An 18,110-nucleotide genomic window follows, 5' to 3' on the forward strand; every position below is an offset into this window, starting at 1 on the left:
CCAGCAGCGAGCCTTGGGCCAATACCCGGGCGCATGCGGTCAACTAGGCTGGGCAGGTGAGGATTGACCTGCATGCCCACTCCAACGTTTCCGATGGCACGGAAACCCCCGCTGACGTGATGGCCTCGGCAGCCCGGGCGGGCCTTGACGTCGTGGCCCTGACCGACCACGACTCCACGGACGGCTGGCCCCAAGCGTCGCAAGCGGCGTTGGCCCACGGTGTGGCCCTGGTCCCGGGAATGGAAGTTTCCTGCCGGACGGAGCAGGGCATCAGCGTGCACCTGCTGAGCTACCTGCACGATCCTGCCCACCCCGGGCTGCTTGAGGAAATCACCAAGTCCAAGGACGCACGCCTCACCCGGGCCGAACGCATGGTGACCCTCCTCGCCGAGGACTATCCGCTGACCTGGGACGACGTCATCCATCACGTTGCCCCGGGGGCCACGCTGGGGCGCCCGCACATCGCCGATGCCCTGGTGGCGGCCGGGGTGGTTTCGGACCGGTCGGAAGCCTTCACGTCCATCCTCACCTCGCGGTCGCGCTACTTTGTCCAGCACTACGCACCCGACCCGGCCACCGCCGTCGAACTTGTCCGGGCGGCAGGCGGTGTCCCCGTCTTCGCCCATCCCGTGGCGTCCTCCCGCGGACGGATCGTGGGGGAGCGCACCTACCGCGACATGATCGACGCCGGCCTGGCGGGCCTGGAGATCGACCACCGCGACAACCCAGAGGAAGGCCGTGAGTTCCTGCGGGGACTTGCAGCCAGGCACGGACTGCTGATCACGGGGTCCTCCGACTACCACGGCACGGGCAAACCCAATCTGCTGGGGGAGAACATGACGTCGCCGGAGGTGCTGGCCCGCATCGAGGAACTGGGCACGGGGACCGCCGTCGTCCGCCCCTGACCCCTGCCCGCATCCCCAAGTAGGTAGCAGCAGATGTCGTTTTGAAGGCTCAAAACGACACCTGGTGCTACCTAGTTGGGAGGGTACGAGGTGAACTCGGCCTTGGCACCCAACCGCTTGGCCATGACCTCGATGGCCGGCTGGTTCTGGTCCACGCACACAAACTTCCGGTCCAGCTTGGCCGCGACGGCGCCGAGCGTTCCGGAACCGGCGAAGAAGTCCAGGCACCAGTCACCGGGGCGGCTTGAGGCGGCCACGACACGCCGGATGAGGCCCTCGGGCTTCTGCGTGGGGTAGCCGGTTTTTTCCTTGCCGGTGGGGGACACGATGGTATGCCACCAGACATCGGTGGGCAGCTTCCCGAGTTCCCGCTTGGCGGGCGTCACCAGGCCCGGGGCCATGTAAGGCTCCCGGTCAACTTCTAGGCTGTCGAAGTGGTACTTGGCCGGGTTCTTGACGTACACGAGGATGTTGTCGTGCTTGGTGGGCCAGCGGTATTTGGCGCGCGCACCGTAGTCGTAGGCCCAGATGATCTCGTTCAGGAAGCACTCGCGCCCGAAGATGGCATCCAGCATCACCTTGGCGTAGTGGACTTCGCGGTAATCCAGGTGGAGGTAGAGGGTGCCGTCGTCAGCCAGTAGCCGCCAGGCCTCCACGAGCCGGGGCTCCAAAAAGGCCCAGTAATCGCTGAAGGCGTCGTCGTACCGGTGCAGGGCCCCCTTGATGGTGTCGTAGGAGCGGCCCTTGAAGCCGACACGGTCGCCGTCGCCGCCGGTGTTGAGCACCATCCGGGTTTCCTGGCGGGTCTGGGCCCTGCCGGTGTTGAACGGCGGGTCCACGTAAATGAGTGTGAAGGCGCCGTCCGGCAGCGAGGGGAGGAACTCCGCGTTATCCGCGTGAACCACCAGGTTGCTGCCGTCCGGCGCCCAGACGGTGTCAGTCATCGAGGCTGTTAGGCCTCTGCGTTGCCGGGCTGGGTGCCGTTGTCGGCGCCGGCCACCACTTCGCCGTTGCGGCGGCGGGTGCGGGTCCGGCTGCGGCGGGCGCGGGGGTCCACTTCGCCGGCGGTCGTCGCCGCGGCGGCAGGTTCGGCGGCGGGCCCGGTGCCGGCGGCCGCCGCATCGGACGTACGACGGCGGCGCTCGCCTGAGCGGCCACCTTCGGAGCCGCTGCGGCGGCTGCCCTCGCGCCCGCCTGAACGGCCGGCGTCGCGGTTGCCGTCACGGCCGCCGTCGCGCCCGCCGGAGCGGGTGTTCTTTTTGCCGGTCTCGCCCAGGTCCTCCAGGACTTCGGCGTCAACACCGGCGAGGGTGCGCTTGTTGCGGGGGAGCCGGCCCTTGGTGCCTTCCGGGATGTCCAGTTCCTCGTACAGGTGCGGGGAGGAGGAGTACGTCTCCACCGGCTCGGGGTAGCTCAGGCCCAACGCCTTGTTGATCAGGCCCCAGCGCGGCATGTCATCCCAGTCAACGAAGGTCACGGCTGTGCCCTTGTTGCCGGCGCGGCCGGTGCGGCCCACGCGGTGCAGATAGATTTTCTCGTCCTCAACGCACTGGTAGTTGATCACGTGCGTGACGTCGTCAACGTCGATGCCGCGGGCGGCGACGTCGGTGGCCACAAGAACGTCCACCTTGTTGTTGCGGAAGGCACGGAGGGCCTGCTCGCGGGCGCCCTGGCCGAGGTCGCCGTGGATGGCGGCGGCAGCGAAGCCGCGGTCCACCAGTTCCTCGGCCACCTTCGCGGCGGTGCGCTTGGTCTTGGTGAAGATGATGGTGCGGCCGCGGCCCCGTGCCTGCAGGATGCGGGCAACAACTTCGACCTTGTCCATGCTGTGGGCACGGTAGATGAGCTGGCGGATGTCCCGCTTGGTGAGGCCCTCGTCTTCGGGATCGGCCGCGCGGATGTGCGTGGGCTGCGTCATGTAGCGGCGGGCCATGGCAATGACCGGGCCGGGCATGGTGGCCGAGAACAGGAGCGTCTGGCGGACGGCAGGGGTGCCTGCGATCAGCGTCTCGACGTCGGGCAGGAAGCCAAGGTCCAGCATTTCGTCGGCTTCGTCGAGGATGACGATCTTGACGTTCTTCAGGCTCAGGTGCTTCTGCTTGTACAGGTCAATCAGGCGGCCGGGGGTTCCCACCACGATCTCGACGCCCCTCTGCAGGGCCTCCACCTGGGGCTCGTAGGCGCGGCCGCCGTAGATGGTGGTGATGCGGGCGTTGCGCTTGAGCGAGGCGGTCTGGAGGTCGCTGGCTACCTGGACGGCGAGCTCTCGGGTGGGCACGATGACCAGGGCCTGCGGGGCGCCGGGGACGGCGAGCTTGTCGAAACCGGCGTCGTCGGGCCCCACAACGCGCTGCAGCGCAGGGATGCCGAAGCCGAGGGTCTTGCCCGTACCGGTCTTGGCCTGGCCGATGATGTCATGGCCCGAGAGTGCCACCGGCAGGGTCATGGCCTGGATGGGGAACGGGTGGGTGATCCCGGCGTCGGCCAGGGACTCGACGATGTCGGCGCGGACGTTGTAATCGGCGAAGGACTTCTCCGCGATTTCATGCGGTTTCTCGTCGGAGATGATGGTCTCTTCGGGCTCGATCGTTTCGATGCCGGAATCGTCCGTCAGGAGCTGGTGGGTATGCAATTCACTCACAGGTGAGTTTCCTTATTCATTTGGGCATTGGCGCTGCCTGCTCAACGGGCCGGCCATGTGGCCGCTCCGGAGCACGCTCGGGCGCGCAAGCAAATCCAGTGGAAGCCGATCGCGGGCTATCTAAATGCTGGCACTGGTGACCAGCGGGTCTGTCTCAAGATCGCGTAGGGGCGGGCTTGTTGAATTCAAAATCAAGGAAATCAACGACCGGGCATCCATATCTACTTCTTCAGTCTAGCCGTACGGACCACGAATCCCGGCTTTTGGCCCTTGAGGCAGGGGCAGGCAACTCAGGCCAGGAGCTCGAAGTGGACCTCACGGGCGGCGATATCGGAGGAGATCAGGCGCACCCGCACCGTTGTACCGGATTCCAGGTCGCCGGCGCACCGGGCTGTCACGGCCGGCTCGGCGATCTGGATGATCCCCGAGGGGCCGTTGCCGTTCTTCCCGTTCCCGTTCTTTCCGCCGTTTCCGTTCTTAACGCCGTTGCCATTGTCCTTCTGCGGCTTGGACCCGGAAATGACAATCGCATCAAACTCCTGGCCGATGTGGTTGACCAGGAGGGCGGCTTCCACGGTATCCAGCGCCATGCGTTCCATCCGGCTTGCCAGCTGGTCGGATGCGGCCATGATGTCCGGCAGGGTGGGCAGGGCTTCCCGCGCCCAGTCGGGGACCGGCTTGCCGTTACTCAGGGCTTCGCAGATCACCAGGACAAACCTGTCGATGAGCCGCCGGAGGGGCGCCGTGGTGTGGGCATAGGCTGCCCCGATGGCCGACTGGATGGCAGCTTCGGGGACTGTGCCGTCAAACGCTGTGTAGCTGGCTCCGCGGAAGAGCATGCCTGCGGAATGCAGGATGGCCAGTTGGCGGGGCTCGGTGGGGTCGAGGCTGCGGAGGTACTCGCCGTAGCTGGCCTTCCCGTCCCACGGCTTGCCCAGGGCCACCGTCTGGAGCCGGAAATGCCGGAGGGAGCGCTCGTCCGGGGCGGGCATGGTGCGCAGGATGCCGACCTTCCCCGCCAGCATCATGTCCGCGGCCGCCATTCCCGTCATCAGCGAAATCTGGGCATTCCAGTCCTCCACCGGAAGCTGCGGCGCCGCCGCAATCCGGTAGCCGCCGTCGGGCAGTTGGACGATTTCCTGCTCCGGCATGTTCAGGCTGGCGCCGCCGCGCTGGCGTTCCAGTTCAACGCGCTTGAGCCCCACTTCCTTCAGGAGCTGCAGCACCGGGTTGGCTGTTCCGGCGTCGATCTCGGCCTGGACACCCTTGTAGTCCAGCTTGGACCGGCTGCGGATGGTGGCCCGCTGGACGGACACGCTGCCAACGCGGGCGGCGTCGTCGAGCCCGAATTCCCAGACAAAGGCGGCGCACAGCTGATCGGCCAGAAGGCTGCCCGCCTCCTCGCTGATGACCTCGGGGTGCAGCGGGATCCGGCCGTCCGGGGCGTAGAACGTCTGGCCGCGGCGGCGGGTTTCGGCGTCCAGGTCACCGCCGGGGCGGACAAACGAGGGCACGTCCGCGATGGCGTACAGCACCCGGTAGCCGGCGTCGGAACGCTCGATGAACACCGCCTGATCAAGGTCAGTGGACGACGCCGGGTCGATGGTCAAAAACTCAACGTCCGTGAGGTCGGAGGGCGGCAGCTGATGAGCGGCCACGGCCGCCTCGGCGTCCCGGACCGCCTCGGCCGGGTAAGGTCCGGGCAGTTCCAGCTCGGTCCGCAGGGCACTCAGGGCTGCCGTGAGGGCGTTGTTCTTCTCATGGACGTTGGGGGCCAGCCGATGATGGGACACAAAAGTCAGGTTAGCCCGATTTCCCGGGATCGCGCACGCCCCGTCCCGCTACGCCCTGGATTCTCAGGAGGTGCGTGCTGGATTCTCAGGGGCTGCGCCCCGGTTTCTCAGGCCGCGCCGGCGTCCAAGGCGGCCAGGAGGGCCCTGGCGGCTGCGGCGGGATCAGAGGCCTCCGTAATGGCGCGCACCACAACGATCCTGCTGGCACCTGCCGCCACCACCTGTTCGACGTTGTCCAGGTCGATCCCGCCGATCGCGAACCAGGGAAGCGCGGCCTGGGTTCCGGTGGCAGCAACGGCGTCCGCCGCGTATCGCACGAGGTCAAGGCCGACGGCGGACCGGCCGGGTTTGGTGGGGGTGGCCCACACCGGTCCCACGCAGAAGTAGTCGAGGCCGTCGTCGGCACTCACCGAGGACGACAACCGGATGGCGCCCTCAATCTGTTCCGTGGTGTGGGTGGAAAGCCCCACCACGGCACCGGCCCCCAGCAGCGTGCGGGCGGAGGCCACGGGCAGGTCCTTCTGGCCGATGTGGAAGACCGGCGCGCCGGACAGCATCGCGATGTCAGCGCGGTCATTCACTGCCCAGAGCCGTCCGTGGCGGGAGGCGGCGGCCTGAAGGACCGTCAGCAGTTCCAGCTCCTCGGCGGCCTCGATGCCCTTGTCGCGGAGTTGGATGATGTCCACACCGCCGGCAAATGCCGCGTCCACAAACTCAGCAAAGTCCCCGCGGTCGCGGCGTGCATCAGTGCACAGGTACAACCTGGCACTGTGGGGCAGGCCGCCGCCGGACTCCTGGACAGTGGTGCTGGGGAGGATGCTGGGGCTGGAAGACACGTTCATGGAAACCACCATAGTTCCCCTAAACTGGGCGAGTACTGCGGGAGCCCGTTGCAGCCGTCACAAAGCGGCCGGGCTGAGAGGGCATCAGAGCCGACCGCTTGACCTGATCCGGCTAGTACCGGCGTAGGGAAGGAAACACATGGTCCCCCCATCCGGCGGCTCGCCCGCCAGCACACCAGACACTGCCGCGGGCAGCGGAGTGAACAGTCCCGTCCTGCACGCCGACGTGGCGGTGATCGGTGGCGGAGTCATTGGCCACTGCATCGCGTGGGAAGCGCGGCTCTCCGGCCGCTCCGTGGTGGTGATCGATGACGAACCGGGTTCCGGGGCCAGCTGGGCGGCCGCCGGCATGCTCGCCCCCGTCAGCGAACTGCACTACCAGGAGGAAGACCTCCTGGAGCTGATGCTCGAGTCCTCGCACCTCTGGCCTGCCTTCGCGGCCAGCCTCGCCCGGGCAGGGGCACCGGATTTTGGCTACCTGACGACGCCGACGCTCGCCGTCGGTGCCGACGCGGCAGACCGTCGCGCGCTGATGGACCTCAGGGCCGTCCAACAGGCCAACGGACTGCTGGTGGAGACGCTGACGGTCCGGGAAGCGAGAGCCAAGGAACCACTCCTCAGTCCGGCCATTTCCTGTGCCCTGGACATTCCGGCGGACCACCAGGTGGACCCGCGAAGGCTGATCGCATCCCTTCGGCAAGTCCTGGCAGGCCACGATCAAGGCTCAGGGACCGCCGTGGCTGGCGCCCGTGAAGGGTTCGCCGTTCATCACCGCGCCACCGCGCTTCTCTGGGAGGACGGCCGCGTCAGCGGGGTGAAACTGGCCAGTGGTGGAACAGTCCGGGCGGGGGAGACCATTGTGGCCAACGGCCTTCAAGCGGCGGACCTGGGGGGCCTGCCGGACTGGATACAGCTGCCCCTGAGGCCTGTCTACGGGGACATCCTGCGGCTCGGTGTTCCCCTGCACCTGCGCCCGTTGGTGACGTCCACGGTCCGCGGCCTGGTCCACGGGGTGCCGGTCTACATCGTCCCCCGGCAGGACGGCACGGTGGTGATCGGGGCAACCCAGCGTGAGGACGCCCTGCCCGCAGCGGGGGATACCGTCGCAGCGGGACGGGCCGTCTCTGCAGGCGGCGTGTACCAATTGCTGCGTGACGCGCAGGTCCTGCTGCCCGCCGTCGCCGAGCTGGAGCTCCTCGAATGCACCACCAGGGCGCGTCCCGCGACTCCGGACAACGCGCCGCTGCTGGGCCGCGTCCCCGCTCCCGGCCCGGGACACATTCCGGGGCTGATCATAGCCACGGGCTTCTACCGTCACGGCGTATTGCTGTCCCCGGCAGCGGCACTCATCTGCCGCGGCCTGCTGGACGGCAAGGAAGATCCGCGATGGCAGGCCCTCAACCCGGACAGGTTTTCCAGCCAGCCCCAAGCCGCGTTTCAATTCACGAAGGAAACAGCATGAACATCACCCTCAACGGCTCGGCCCATGCCGTGCCGTGCGACGCCTCCATCACCACCCTGGTCACCCAGATCACCGGGCGTCCCCTCGCCGCCAACGGCCAGGCCGCAGACGGGCAGAAACTTGGCGTCGCCGTTGCCCGCAACTCAGAAGTAGTCCCGCGCAGTCAGTGGTTCGTCACGGCGCTCGCCGACGGCGACAACGTGGAACTCGTCACCGCAGTCCAGGGAGGCTGACACCATGACAGTCGTTAACAACCTCAACACCGGTACCACCTCGGCGGACACCGACCCGCTGGTCATCGACGGCGTTGAGCTGTGCTCCCGCCTCATCATGGGCACCGGCGGCGCTCCCAGCCTGGACGGATTGGGGGCCGCCCTGCTGGCGTCCGGAACGGAGCTCACCACCGTGGCGATGAGGCGGTACTCGCCCGCCGAGTCCGGCTCCCTCTTCCAGCTCCTGGTGGACCATGGAATCCGGGTCCTGCCCAACACCGCCGGCTGCTTTACCGCCCGTGACGCGGTCATGACTGCCGAACTGGCCCGCGAAGCCCTGGAAACGGACTGGGTCAAGCTGGAGGTCATCGCCGACGAACAGACGCTGCTGCCTGACGCCGTCGAGCTCGTGGACGCCACTGAACAGCTCGTGAACCGGGGCTTCAAAGTATTCGCCTACACCAACGATGATCCCGTGCTGGCCCTGCGGCTGGAGAACCTGGGTGCCGCGGCGGTCATGCCGCTCGGGGCGCCGATCGGCACCGGCCTGGGAATCCTGAACCCGCACAACATCGAACTGATTGTCTCGCGCGCTTCGGTTCCTGTGGTGCTCGATGCCGGCATCGGCACGGCGTCGGACGCGGCGCTGGCCATGGAACTGGGCTGCGATGCCGTACTGCTGGCCACAGCCGTGACGCGCGCCCGGAACCCCGCGCTGATGGGCGAGGCCTTCAAGCACGCCGTGATCGCCGGTAGGCTGGCGAAAGCGGCCGGCAGGATACCGCGCCGCGAGCACGCCTTGGCGTCCTCGGCGATGGAAAACCGGGCTGAGTTCCTCTAGACCGGCACCCGCCGCCGCCCGCCGGGACAGCTCACGGAACGAACCGAGGAGTCCGCTGTGGCCGGCAACCAAGACGTCCTTACCCGCGAACGGCTCGACGCCGTCCTGGCCGGGCTGCCCGATTGGCGGTACCGGCTGGGCGGGCTGGTCACGGTCTATAAAACGCCGACGGCGGCCGCCGCGCTTGAGCTGATTGCCGCCGTCGGGCGTCTCGCGGAAGAACAAAACCACCACCCCGATCTCGACTGGCGGTATAACCGGGTGTTCATTCGCTACACCTCCCACGACGCCGGCGGCGAGGTCACCGAACGGGACGCCGCGGCGGCTGCGGCAGCCGCAGAAGCGGCTGCCGAGGCAGGGGCAACTGCCCAGCCGGGACTGTTCAGGACAGTGGAGCTGGGCATCGACACTGCGGACTCGGCGGAAATCGCCGAGGTGTGGCGGGTGGCACTGGGCTATAAAGAAGGGCCGGGTGGCGATCTGGTGGATCCTTACGGCCGCGGACCGAGCATCTGGTTTCAGGAAACAGGGACGCCCAACAGCAGCAGGCTCCACGTTGACGTCCACTGGAGCCTTGCCGAATCCGGGCCCGTCCTGGCGAAGACCATGGCAACCGGGGCCTTAATGAACCATGACCACGCACCCGACTGGGTGGTGGTCACGGACGCGCAGGGAAACCGGCTGTGCGTGTGCACGGAGGTAGGGCACCGGCCTGAGGCGTCGTCAGGCCGCTGACCGGGCGGCTGCCCTGTTGGCTACAACTTCAGGGCCCTGGTGAGCCGCAGGATGTCGTGGCGTTCGCGGACCCGGCCGAGGTAGATGACAGCCCCGATGGCTGCCGCGGCGCCCAGGGCCATTGGCAGGATCCAAGGGATCCAGGTCAGGCCCGGCCTGTAGCCAAAGCCTGCCGTGATGAAGATGATCCAGCTGAGCGCACCCACGGCGACGGCCACCCCGGCGGGCAGCCCCATACCGTACCTGGTATGGCGCCTGTCATTCGCCCAGACAATAAAGCCCGCGGCGGCGGTGACCAGGACAACGATGGTCAGCGAAAGCATGGAATCTCCTTCGGAATGCAGGGACCCACCGCCCCACGGCGGCGGATCCCTGCCTGTTCGTGTCTTAGAACTGGCCGAAACCAACCTTGCGGGCTTCTTCGGCGCCGATCTCCACGTAGCCCAGCGCGTTGCCCGGAACAATGATGATGCGACCCTTGTCATCCTTGAGGCGGAGCTCGGTGCCCTTGGTGATGGCTTCTTCAACGACCGTTGCTACGGCGTCAGCATCCTCTGCCGATTCCAGCACGATTTCGCGGCCAATATTCTGAATGCCAATCTTAATTTCCAAAAGGGGGCCTCCCAGCCAATCAAAGTTTCTTCGGTTCTCTATTTGTAGTCTAGGACTCTTTAGGGAAGCGCGAGATTCCGCGCCAAGCTAAACGGTAAATGAGGTCGCTGGCCACATCGAGGTCCAGGTTCCCGTCCGTTTCGAGCCAGTAGCGCGCGCTGACCTGCGCCATTCCGGCCAGTCCGCGTCCCAGCAGCTGCGCTTCCAGGTGGGGAAGTTTGGTGTCCTCGGCAATAACGCGGGCGACGGCGTCCGCGAATGTCTTGTTGAACGTTTCCAGCCGGGAACTGACGTCGGGATCGTTAATGAGGTCCGATTCGAAGACCAGGCGGTGCGCCTGGTCGTCGCTGGCGATGAAGCGGTAATACGCGCGCATGACGGCCTGGACACGTTCGTCATTGTCCGAAGTGGAGTTCAGGGCGCCGAGCATCAGGTCAGTCAGGGAGGTCAGATGGGTGTCCAGCAGGGCAAGGTAGAGCTCACGCTTGGACGGGAAGTGCTGGTACAGCACGGGCTTGCTCACATGGGCCGTTTCGGCGATCTCATCCATGGCGGCGCCGTGGTAACCGTTGGCGACAAAGACCTCCTGGGCCGCCGCGAGGAGCTGCGCCCGGCGCTCATCCCTGGGAAGCCGGGCGGACCGCTGGCCCGCAGTGCGTTGAGGTACGGACGGTTCCCCGCCCGACGCCCGGTCAGCCTGTGCTTCATGCGCCACAGTTTCCCCTACTTTCCCTTGCCGTTACTTACACAATACTGCGCGGTAATATGACCGGGCGCTATCTTGGGGCATACATTGAGGTATGGCTTCGACTTTGACCGCAAATGATTCCTCTGTCTCGCTTAAGCCGCTGGTGGAGCCCGCCGGCGACCTGACCCCGGCCGAGGTGGAACGGTACTCGCGGCACCTCATCATTCCGGAAATCGGTGCGGTGGGGCAGCGGCGGCTGAAGAACGCCAAAGTGCTGGTTATCGGCGCCGGCGGACTCGGCTCACCCGCCCTGCTGTACCTGGCAGCGGCCGGGGTGGGGACCTTGGGAATCATCGACGACGACGCCGTTGACCTGAGCAACCTGCAGCGGCAGGTGATCCACGGCGTGGCTGACGTGGGACGGCCGAAGATCGAATCCGCCAGGGACGCCGTCGCGGCGCTGAACCCGCTGGTGGACGTCCGGCTGCACAACGTCAGGCTCGACGCCTCCAACGCGCTGGACCTGTTCGCGGACTACGACCTGATCCTGGACGGGGCGGACAACTTCGCCACCCGCTACCTGGTCAATGATGCAGCCGCCATCCTGGGCAAACCCTATGTCTGGGGGTCGATCTTCCGCTTCGACGGCCAGGTGAGCGTCTTCTGGGAAAAGCACGGCCCCACCTACCGCGACCTCTATCCTGAGGCCCCGCCTGCCGGTTCCGTGCCGTCGTGTGGCGAGGGAGGCGTGTTCGGCATGCTCTGCGCTGCCGTGGGCTCGCTCATGGTGACCGAGGCAGTGAAGCTGATTACCGGCGTCGGGCGTTCCCTCCTGGGACGGGTGGCACTCTTCGACGCGCTCGGCGGCAGCTGGCGCGAGATCCGCGTGTCCAAGGATCCGGCCGCCGAACCCATCACGGAACTGACCGACTACGAGGCTTTCTGCGGCATTACCCCCGCCGTTTCCGCCGACACGGAGCACACGGTCACCGCAGCCCAGCTGGCCACGATGCTGGCTTCGCGCAAGGCCGGCCTGAAGGACTTCGAACTGGTGGACGTCCGGGAGACCGGCGAACACGACATCGTCAGCATTGACGGCTCGGTGCTGATTCCGCAGGGCAGGATTCTGGCCGGGGAAGCCTGGGCGGAACTGCCGCAGGACAAGGACATTGTGTTCCACTGCAAGGCCGGGACGCGGTCGGCCAACGTTCTGGAAGCTGCGCGGAAGGCCGGGTACCAGAGGGTCAGCCATCTCGACGGCGGGATCCTGGCCTGGGTGCGGGACGTGGAGCCGCAGAAGCCCGTCTACTAGGCGGCGTCCCGGACCCAACGCTCTCTCACTTAATGCGACAAACCCAACGACAATCTCTCACTTTCTTGAAGAAAGTGAGAGAGCGTCGTTGGAAAACCTACATTAAGTGAGAGAGCGTCGTGAAAAAACCGACGTTAAGTGAGAGAGCGTCGCCGGGGGTCAGGCGGTTGCCGTGCCGCGCTGGTCGGTGGCCGCGTGGTCCACGGGGCACTCGGCCTGGGCCGCGGCGGCGGGCTGCTCCACGGTGATGCCGTAGAGGGTTTCGAGCGCCGAAACGTAGTCGTCCTGCTGGCCGTTCGCGGCCAGCTCGCGGGCGCGTACCGTGGGCACGTGCAGCAACTGCTTGACCATGCGGCGGAGCGCGAACTCCACTTCCTCGGCCGCCGCGGTACAGCCGTGGCGGGCACGGACCCGCTCCATCTCGGCGTCAAGGACGTTCATGGTGTGCCGGCGCAGCGCAACGATGGCGGAATCCACGGAGCGGGCTTCCCGCTCCTGCTCAAAAGCCTTGGCGGCGCCGGACACAATACCGCTGGCCTGGGTCAGCGACTCGGCCTGTTCCTGCGGTGCCGCCAGCCGAACGGATTCCAGCGTGAGCAGCTCAACGCCGTCGAGCTGGCCCACTTCCGGGTCAAAGTCATGGGTCAGGGCCAGGTCGATGGCAATCAGCGGCTGGGGAGACCCGGCGCGGACCTGGGCAAGTTCACCGGCTTCAACGCGGGTGTCCGATCCGCTGCAGCCAATCATCACATCGGCCGCGGCCACCGCGGGCGAGAGGGTCTCAGCGTCCAGCGCCGTTCCACCGCGGCTGGCGACGAAGGCCTCAGCACGGCCCGATGAGGAGAAGACGGAGATGTCCGTGCAGCCGCGTTCGCGCAGCAGCGCCATCGTGGCGCCGGCGTAGGCGCCGGTGCCGAACAGGACAACTTTCTTGCCTGACCAGTCGGGGTTCTCGGACAAATCAGTGGCGAGGTCCAGGGCCACCGAGACGATGGACAGGCCACGCGATCCGAGAGCGGTCTGGGCGCCAACGTCCTTGGCCGTCTTGGACGCCGCCTGGAACAGCCGGACCAGGCCGGCGCTGGCAGTGCCCTCGTGCTGGGCGTTGATCAGGGCCCGGCGGACCTGCCCGGCAATTTCGCGCTCGCCCACCACGGCGGAATCAAGTCCGGCGCTGACGGCGAAAAGGTGCTGGCTGACTTCCGGGCCGGTGCGGGTGCTGAAGGAGCGGGAGACGAGCTGTTCGTTGAGCCCGCTCAAGCCGCTGATTTCCGACACCAGGGCTGCCCTGGCAGCCTCCACGTCATCGGCGTTGGGCGCTTCACCGTAGATTTCGTACCGGTTGCAGGTGGCAAGCACCACCGCACCCGTCACTGCCGGCGATCCGGAGAGTGCGGATGTTGCGATCTCTGAAGCACCGCTGCTCAGTTGAGCAACGGTCTCAAGATCGATGTCGGCGTGTGTAGCCACCAATGAGAAAAGAACCACAGCAGGTCAATCATAGCTTTTTCGTGCCGCTGTAGAACAACCCGGGGCGCAGTTCCCGGGCAGGAGGCCTGTGATTCGCGCCACGCTGCCTTGAAGCGCACCGCACTTGACAGGCCGTCCGTTATCTTTTAGGTCCGTTTTTGGGCACAATCAAAGGCATGACTTCCAGCTCCGCCGCGTCCAACGCCGTGTCTAACGCCCTGTCTAACGAGGGTGCCCTTGCCGCCAGCCACCCGCTGATGGACGGCCGCACCGCCGATTCCCCGCTGATCACCGCCTACCGTGGCGGCAAGCCGTCGCGGCGGCCGGTGTGGTTCATGCGCCAGGCCGGCCGCTCCCTTCCGGAGTACCTGAAGGTTCGTGAAGGCGTGGCCATGCTCGATTCGTGCCTGCGGCCGGAACTCGCCTCCGAGATCACGCTTCAGCCCGTGCGCCGTCACGACGTGGACGCGGCCATCTTCTTCTCCGACATTGTGATCCCGTTGAAGCTCGCAGGCGTCGGGGTGGACATCGTGCCCGGTGTGGGCCCGGTGCTGGACAAGCCGGTCCGCACTGCCGCGGACGTAGCGGCCCTGCCGCAGCTGACCTGGGAAGCGCTGGAACCGATCCGGGAAGCGGTCCGCCTGACCGTAGCGGAACTGGGCAAGACTCCGCTGATCGGGTTCGCCGGCGCGCCGTTCACGCTCGCCGCCTACATGGTTGAGGGCAAGCCGTCCCGTGACCACCTGGGCCCGCGCACCATGATGCACGCTGACCCTGAGACCTGGGCTGCGCTGGCCAACTGGGCCGCCGACGCCTCAGGGTTGTTCCTTCGCGCCCAGCTCGAAGCCGGCGCTTCGGCCGGGCAGCTCTTTGACTCCTGGGCAGGGTCGCTGGGTCTGGCCGACTACACCAAGCACGTTGCACCGGCCTCCACCCGGGCTTTGGATCACGTCCGCCACCTCGGCGCGCCGCTGGTCCACTTCGGCACCGGCACCTCCGAGCTCCTGGTTGCCATGCGGGACGTCGGCGTGGACGTGGTGGGCGTTGACTACCGCCTGCCGCTGGACGAAGCCAACCGCCGCCTGGGCGGAACCGTGCCGCTGCAGGGAAACATCGATCCGGCATTGCTGTCCGCCCCGTGGGACGTTCTCGAGGCCCACGTGCGGGAGGTCATTGCTGCGGGCTCCTCGGCCCCGGGACACGTACTCAACCTTGGCCACGGCGTGCCGCCCGAAACCGACGCCACGGTGCTCACCAGGGTCGTCGAACTCATCCACTCCATCTCCCCGGAGTAGGCGCGTGGGCAGCTCCTTGACGCCGGCCCGGACCGCCATCGTTCTGGGGGGCGGCATCTCCGGCCTGTTGGCAGCACGGGAGTTGGCTGCTGCAGGCCACGCCGTGACGGTCCTGGAAGCGACAGCCACCTGGGGCGGCTGCGTGGGCAGCCACGTGGTGGCCGGCCTCACCCTGGACAGCGGCGCGGAGTCCTTCGCCACGCGCTCCACAGCGGTGGCCGACCTCGCCGCTGAGCTCGGGCTTGCCGGCAAGATTGTTGCCCCCCGCCCCGGCGGTGCCTGGGTGCAGCTTCCGGACGGGCCCCGCGAACTGCCCAAGACCGGTGTCCTGGGCATCCCCGCCAACCCGTGGGATCCGGAAGTCCGCCGTTCCCTTGGTTTTGTTGGTTCGCTGCGGGCATCGCTGGATAAGTACCTGCCGGCGCGCGTGGGCGCCGGAGCGGACGTCACCAGCGTCTCGGCGCTGGTGCGGGCACGGATGGGCCGCCGTGTGCTCGAGCGGCTCGTTGCACCCGTCGTGGGCGGAGTGCATTCCGCGGACCCCGGCCTCCTCGACGTGGACATGGTGGCCCCCGGACTGCGCGCCGGGATCAAGGCGCACGGTTCGCTGGCCGCCGCAGTTGCGGCCCAGCGCCGCAGCACCGGTGCACCTTCCGCGGCGAAGGCAGGTTCCGCCGTCGCGGGTCTCGAAAACGGCATGCACACCCTGGTCGCGGCGCTGCTCAAGGATCTGCAGGGGCGCGGCGTTATCCTGCTCACCGGCTCCACCGCGACTGCCGTGGAGCGTACCCCGGACGGCTGGCGCGTCACCGCCGGCGGATCAGCGCACGACGGCGGCCTGCTGGTAGTGGCGCTTCCGGGCCCCGCCGCCGTCGGGCTGCTTCAGGAGGCGGTGCCCGCCCTCGCGGGCAGGAGCCCGGAGCACGGACCCGACGTCCGCCTCGTCACGCTGGTGGTGGACCTGCCTGAACTGGACCGCAGGCCACGTGGCACCGGCGTCCTGGTGGCACCACAGACACCGGGCATCCAGGCAAAGGCGCTGACCCACGCCACTGCGAAGTGGGACTGGCTGGCTGCCGCAGCCGGGCCCGGCACCCACGTGCTTCGACTCTCGTATGGGCGGCTGGAGGGCGTTCCCGGTGATGGCTCTCCGGCCGCGGATTCCACGCCTGTTGCGGACCCGGATCTCCTGGCCGCAGCCCTGCGGGACGCCTCCACTCTGCTGGAGGTGCCTGTGCAAGCTAAGGACGTGGTGGGTTGGGACGCGGTCAGATGGCAGGGCGCGCTGCCGTTCGCAGCGGTTGGCCACAAAGCGCGGGTGGCGGAGATACGCGGCATCTGCTCGGCGCAAGACGGCCTCAGTGTTGTGGGCGGCTGGGTTGCGGGCAACGGACTCGCCGCTGTTGTGTTCGACACACGTAACGAGATCCGCGCCCTCGTCCGCTGATCATCGCCCCTGTTCAGCGGAATATCGGCCCATGGACGGCCCCTTCACGGCATGGATTTCCAGTTTCCAATCCGTCCGATCGTGTGGCTAGGGTCGATGACTATGGTTATTTACAGGTCCCATGCTTCCCTTTCCAGGACCAGTACCCGCGGGGGACTCCGGCGTGGTGCGGCGGCAGCGGCCCTCGGAGCGATACTGGTGTTCTCTGCGGGGGTCCCCGCCTCCCAGGCCGCCGACGGAAAGAACGACGCCGGCAAACCTGCCCAGGCCAAAGGACCCAAAAACGATTCCGTCATCGGGGGTGTGCTGAAGGACCTGCAAGGCGGTTCGGCCGGCCGTTCCGGAGCCCGCACCGCACCAGCCGAACCAACCCCGGTTTCCTCCAGCCCGGCCCCGGCCGGCACCACGCCGACGGACACCACTCCGGCTGGCACCACTCCCACTGGTGCCGCGTCGTCAGGCCCTGCCCGGCCAGGCCAGGCCCGGTCATCGGACCCGGCCACCCAGTCCCCGACCCCTAGTCCCGTGGCCACCTCACCGGCCTCGCCGACATCGCCGGCAGCTGCGCCCACCCCAGGCGCCCCTTCCCACGGCACTGCTTCCCGGAGCCCCGCTGCCCAAAGTACTGCGTCGCCGTCCTCCTCGTCCGGGAATCCGCAAAACGGTTCAGCGGCTGACGGAACCGGCCCGGGCGGCGCCGGCCGGCCTGCTGCGCCCGGAACCGAGCAGCCGGGGTCCGCGGAACAAGGCTCCCGTCAGTTCCATGCCGCCCAGGGCGTGGCGAGCAATGCGACCCAAACCGCAGCCGGTGCCGACGGTTCCGGCTCCACGCAAACCGCCGGACATCCCACTGCTGCAGGGGTGCCGTCCGCCCGCCACGACATGACCGCCGCCGGACCCGCAGCGGAAACCACCAAAGTCTGGCTCGGCGTCGGCCTGGTAGGTTCTGCCGGGGCCGCGGGCCTCCTGTTTGCCAGGATCCGCAAGTTCTGACCTGTGGCCGAAAGGCAGCGTCAGCCGAAAGGGGTCCCGCCAGATCTCCGGTCCCTGCCGGCCGGGCGAAGTGTGAAATTGCGCACTTCTACGCCTTGTAGAAGTCGCTGGTTTCGACTTGGGCGGACGGAACGGGCAAACTGGTAAGCATGAGCCACACTTCTGTCGAATCTGTCACTAAAACCGAAGAATCAGCCGAGCAGTTCTTCACACTCTGGACGGTTTTCAAACGCTCCGAGGAGCTCGTGCGGAGCGCTGACGCTGCCGCCGACTTCGACGCTCTGCTCTCCCGGCTGGCCGACGCCGGGGTGACCCACCGCGGCAGCTATGACGTCTCAGCCATGCGCGCCGATGCCGACGTGATGGTCTGGCTCCACGGCCCCAAGCCCGAAGACCTCCAGAAGGCCATCCGCGACATCCGCCGCAGCAAACTGTTCGCCGGCACCGAGATCGTCTGGTCGGCCATGGGCGTGCACCGCGAGGCCGAATTCGCCAAGAACCACACGCCGGCCTACTCCCGCGGTGTGGCGCCGGCCGAGTGGCTGTGCGTTTATCCCTTCGTGCGGTCCTACGAGTGGTACATCCTCCCCGAGGCGGAGCGCGGCAAGATGCTCCGCGACCACGGCATGCTGGGCCGGGACTTCCCGCAGGTCATCTCCAACACTGTTTCCTCCTTCGCCCTCGGCGACTGGGAATGGATCCTGGGCCTCGAAGCCCCGGAGCTGGTTGATCTGGTTGACCTGATGCGGCACCTGCGTTCCACCGAGGCCCGCAACCACGTCCGGGAGGAAATTCCGTTCTACACCGGCCGCCGCGTCACCCCTGCCGAGGTTGCAGAGGTCCTGGCGTGACCGGTTCTGAT

General features: G+C 67.3%; 18 protein-coding genes and 1 riboswitch. Of the genes, 10 read left to right on the plus strand and 8 right to left on the minus strand.

Annotation, left to right across the window (positions count from 1 at the left end; translation table 11 throughout):
- Positions 1–56 precede the first annotated feature (56 nt).
- Complete coding sequence (locus IAQ70_RS10835; protein ID WP_190989329.1) at positions 57–905, plus strand: PHP domain-containing protein; 849 nt, start codon at positions 57–59, stop codon at positions 903–905.
- A 71-nt stretch (positions 906–976) separates the two neighbouring features.
- Here IAQ70_RS10835 and IAQ70_RS10840 read toward each other — a convergent pair whose 3' ends face one another.
- The 4 genes from IAQ70_RS10840 to thiE all read right to left on the minus strand — a co-directional run bounded on the left by IAQ70_RS10840 (position 977) and on the right by thiE (position 6,181).
- Positions 977–1,849 carry a DNA-methyltransferase gene (locus IAQ70_RS10840; protein WP_190989330.1) on the minus strand — a complete coding sequence of 291 codons (873 nt, stop codon included), beginning with the start codon at positions 1,847–1,849 and terminating at the stop codon, positions 977–979.
- Between the two features lie 8 nt (positions 1,850–1,857).
- Positions 1,858–3,546, minus strand: coding sequence for a DEAD/DEAH box helicase (locus IAQ70_RS10845; RefSeq protein WP_190989331.1), 1,689 nt, complete (start codon positions 3,544–3,546; stop codon positions 1,858–1,860).
- 290 nt (positions 3,547–3,836) lie between these two features.
- On the minus strand, positions 3,837–5,339 hold the full coding sequence (locus IAQ70_RS10850; RefSeq protein WP_190989332.1) for an RNB domain-containing ribonuclease: 1,503 nt from the start codon (positions 5,337–5,339) through the stop codon (positions 3,837–3,839).
- 107 nt (positions 5,340–5,446) lie between these two features.
- On the minus strand, positions 5,447–6,181 hold the full coding sequence (thiE, locus tag IAQ70_RS10855) for a thiamine phosphate synthase (protein WP_190989333.1): 735 nt from the start codon (positions 6,179–6,181) through the stop codon (positions 5,447–5,449).
- A gap of 27 nt (positions 6,182–6,208) precedes the next feature.
- A riboswitch (TPP riboswitch) is annotated at positions 6,209–6,328 on the plus strand.
- Between thiE and thiO the strand changes: the two genes are divergently transcribed.
- From thiO to IAQ70_RS23200, 4 genes are all read left to right on the plus strand, one after another.
- The gene (gene thiO, locus IAQ70_RS10860; protein ID WP_190989334.1) at positions 6,321–7,643 is read left to right on the plus strand and encodes a glycine oxidase ThiO; all 1,323 of its coding nucleotides are present in this window, start codon (positions 6,321–6,323) and stop codon (positions 7,641–7,643) included. (Overlaps the previous riboswitch by 8 nt.)
- Entirely contained in the window at positions 7,640–7,876 is a 237-nt protein-coding gene (thiS, locus tag IAQ70_RS10865; RefSeq protein ID WP_190989335.1) for a sulfur carrier protein ThiS, read from the plus strand. The genes thiO and thiS overlap by 4 nt, the downstream gene beginning before the upstream one ends.
- A gap of 4 nt (positions 7,877–7,880) precedes the next feature.
- Positions 7,881–8,696, plus strand: a complete 816-nt coding sequence (locus tag IAQ70_RS10870) for a thiazole synthase (protein WP_190989336.1) — start codon at positions 7,881–7,883, stop codon at positions 8,694–8,696.
- Between the two features lie 57 nt (positions 8,697–8,753).
- Entirely contained in the window at positions 8,754–9,431 is a 678-nt protein-coding gene (locus IAQ70_RS23200; RefSeq protein WP_190989337.1) for a 4a-hydroxytetrahydrobiopterin dehydratase, read from the plus strand.
- Between the two features lie 20 nt (positions 9,432–9,451).
- On the opposite strand, the gene IAQ70_RS10880 is transcribed toward IAQ70_RS23200, so the two are convergent.
- The 3 genes from IAQ70_RS10880 to IAQ70_RS10890 all read right to left on the minus strand — a co-directional run bounded on the left by IAQ70_RS10880 (position 9,452) and on the right by IAQ70_RS10890 (position 10,758).
- The gene (locus IAQ70_RS10880) at positions 9,452–9,754 is read right to left on the minus strand and encodes a hypothetical protein (protein ID WP_190989338.1); all 303 of its coding nucleotides are present in this window, start codon (positions 9,752–9,754) and stop codon (positions 9,452–9,454) included.
- A 64-nt stretch (positions 9,755–9,818) separates the two neighbouring features.
- On the minus strand, positions 9,819–10,043 hold the full coding sequence (locus IAQ70_RS10885) for a DUF3107 domain-containing protein (protein ID WP_190989339.1): 225 nt from the start codon (positions 10,041–10,043) through the stop codon (positions 9,819–9,821).
- A 49-nt stretch (positions 10,044–10,092) separates the two neighbouring features.
- On the minus strand, positions 10,093–10,758 hold the full coding sequence (locus IAQ70_RS10890; protein WP_190989340.1) for a TetR/AcrR family transcriptional regulator: 666 nt from the start codon (positions 10,756–10,758) through the stop codon (positions 10,093–10,095).
- A gap of 85 nt (positions 10,759–10,843) precedes the next feature.
- Here IAQ70_RS10890 and moeB point away from each other — a divergent pair, with 85 nt between their 5' ends.
- Complete coding sequence (gene moeB, locus IAQ70_RS10895; RefSeq protein ID WP_190989341.1) at positions 10,844–12,043, plus strand: molybdopterin-synthase adenylyltransferase MoeB; 1,200 nt, start codon at positions 10,844–10,846, stop codon at positions 12,041–12,043.
- Between the two features lie 159 nt (positions 12,044–12,202).
- Here moeB and IAQ70_RS10900 read toward each other — a convergent pair whose 3' ends face one another.
- On the minus strand, positions 12,203–13,531 hold the full coding sequence (locus IAQ70_RS10900) for a glutamyl-tRNA reductase (RefSeq protein WP_190989342.1): 1,329 nt from the start codon (positions 13,529–13,531) through the stop codon (positions 12,203–12,205).
- A 158-nt stretch (positions 13,532–13,689) separates the two neighbouring features.
- Between IAQ70_RS10900 and hemE the strand changes: the two genes are divergently transcribed.
- The 4 genes from hemE to hemQ all read left to right on the plus strand — a co-directional run bounded on the left by hemE (position 13,690) and on the right by hemQ (position 18,099).
- Positions 13,690–14,808, plus strand: coding sequence for a uroporphyrinogen decarboxylase (hemE, locus tag IAQ70_RS10905; protein WP_190989343.1), 1,119 nt, complete (start codon positions 13,690–13,692; stop codon positions 14,806–14,808).
- 4 nt (positions 14,809–14,812) lie between these two features.
- Positions 14,813–16,255, plus strand: a complete 1,443-nt coding sequence (gene hemG / locus IAQ70_RS10910; RefSeq protein WP_317983630.1) for a protoporphyrinogen oxidase — start codon at positions 14,813–14,815, stop codon at positions 16,253–16,255.
- Positions 16,256–16,351: 96 nt separating this feature from the next.
- A complete protein-coding gene (locus IAQ70_RS10915; protein WP_190989344.1) occupies positions 16,352–17,248 on the plus strand; it encodes a hypothetical protein in 897 nt (298 codons plus the stop codon).
- 149 nt (positions 17,249–17,397) lie between these two features.
- Positions 17,398–18,099 carry a hydrogen peroxide-dependent heme synthase gene (gene hemQ, locus IAQ70_RS10920; protein WP_190989345.1) on the plus strand — a complete coding sequence of 234 codons (702 nt, stop codon included), beginning with the start codon at positions 17,398–17,400 and terminating at the stop codon, positions 18,097–18,099.
- The last annotated feature ends 11 nt before the right edge of the window (positions 18,100–18,110 follow it).

This window comes from Pseudarthrobacter sulfonivorans, from assembly GCF_014712225.1.
GTDB lineage: Bacteria > Actinomycetota > Actinomycetes > Actinomycetales > Micrococcaceae > Arthrobacter > Arthrobacter sulfonivorans.

Coding starts and splice junctions, on each gene's coding strand:
- IAQ70_RS10840 (WP_190989330.1), bottom strand. CDS start 1,849: ATGACTGACACCGTCTGGGCGCCGGACGGCAGCAACCTGGTGGTTCAC.
- thiE (WP_190989333.1), bottom strand. CDS start 6,181: ATGAACGTGTCTTCCAGCCCCAGCATCCTCCCCAGCACCACTGTCCAG.
- thiO (WP_190989334.1), top strand. CDS start 6,321: ATGGTCCCCCCATCCGGCGGCTCGCCCGCCAGCACACCAGACACTGCC.
- thiS (WP_190989335.1), top strand. CDS start 7,640: ATGAACATCACCCTCAACGGCTCGGCCCATGCCGTGCCGTGCGACGCC.
- IAQ70_RS10870 (WP_190989336.1), top strand. CDS start 7,881: ATGACAGTCGTTAACAACCTCAACACCGGTACCACCTCGGCGGACACC.
- IAQ70_RS10880 (WP_190989338.1), bottom strand. CDS start 9,754: ATGCTTTCGCTGACCATCGTTGTCCTGGTCACCGCCGCCGCGGGCTTT.
- moeB (WP_190989341.1), top strand. CDS start 10,844: ATGGCTTCGACTTTGACCGCAAATGATTCCTCTGTCTCGCTTAAGCCG.
- hemE (WP_190989343.1), top strand. CDS start 13,690: ATGACTTCCAGCTCCGCCGCGTCCAACGCCGTGTCTAACGCCCTGTCT.
- IAQ70_RS10915 (WP_190989344.1), top strand. CDS start 16,352: ATGACTATGGTTATTTACAGGTCCCATGCTTCCCTTTCCAGGACCAGT.
- hemQ (WP_190989345.1), top strand. CDS start 17,398: ATGAGCCACACTTCTGTCGAATCTGTCACTAAAACCGAAGAATCAGCC.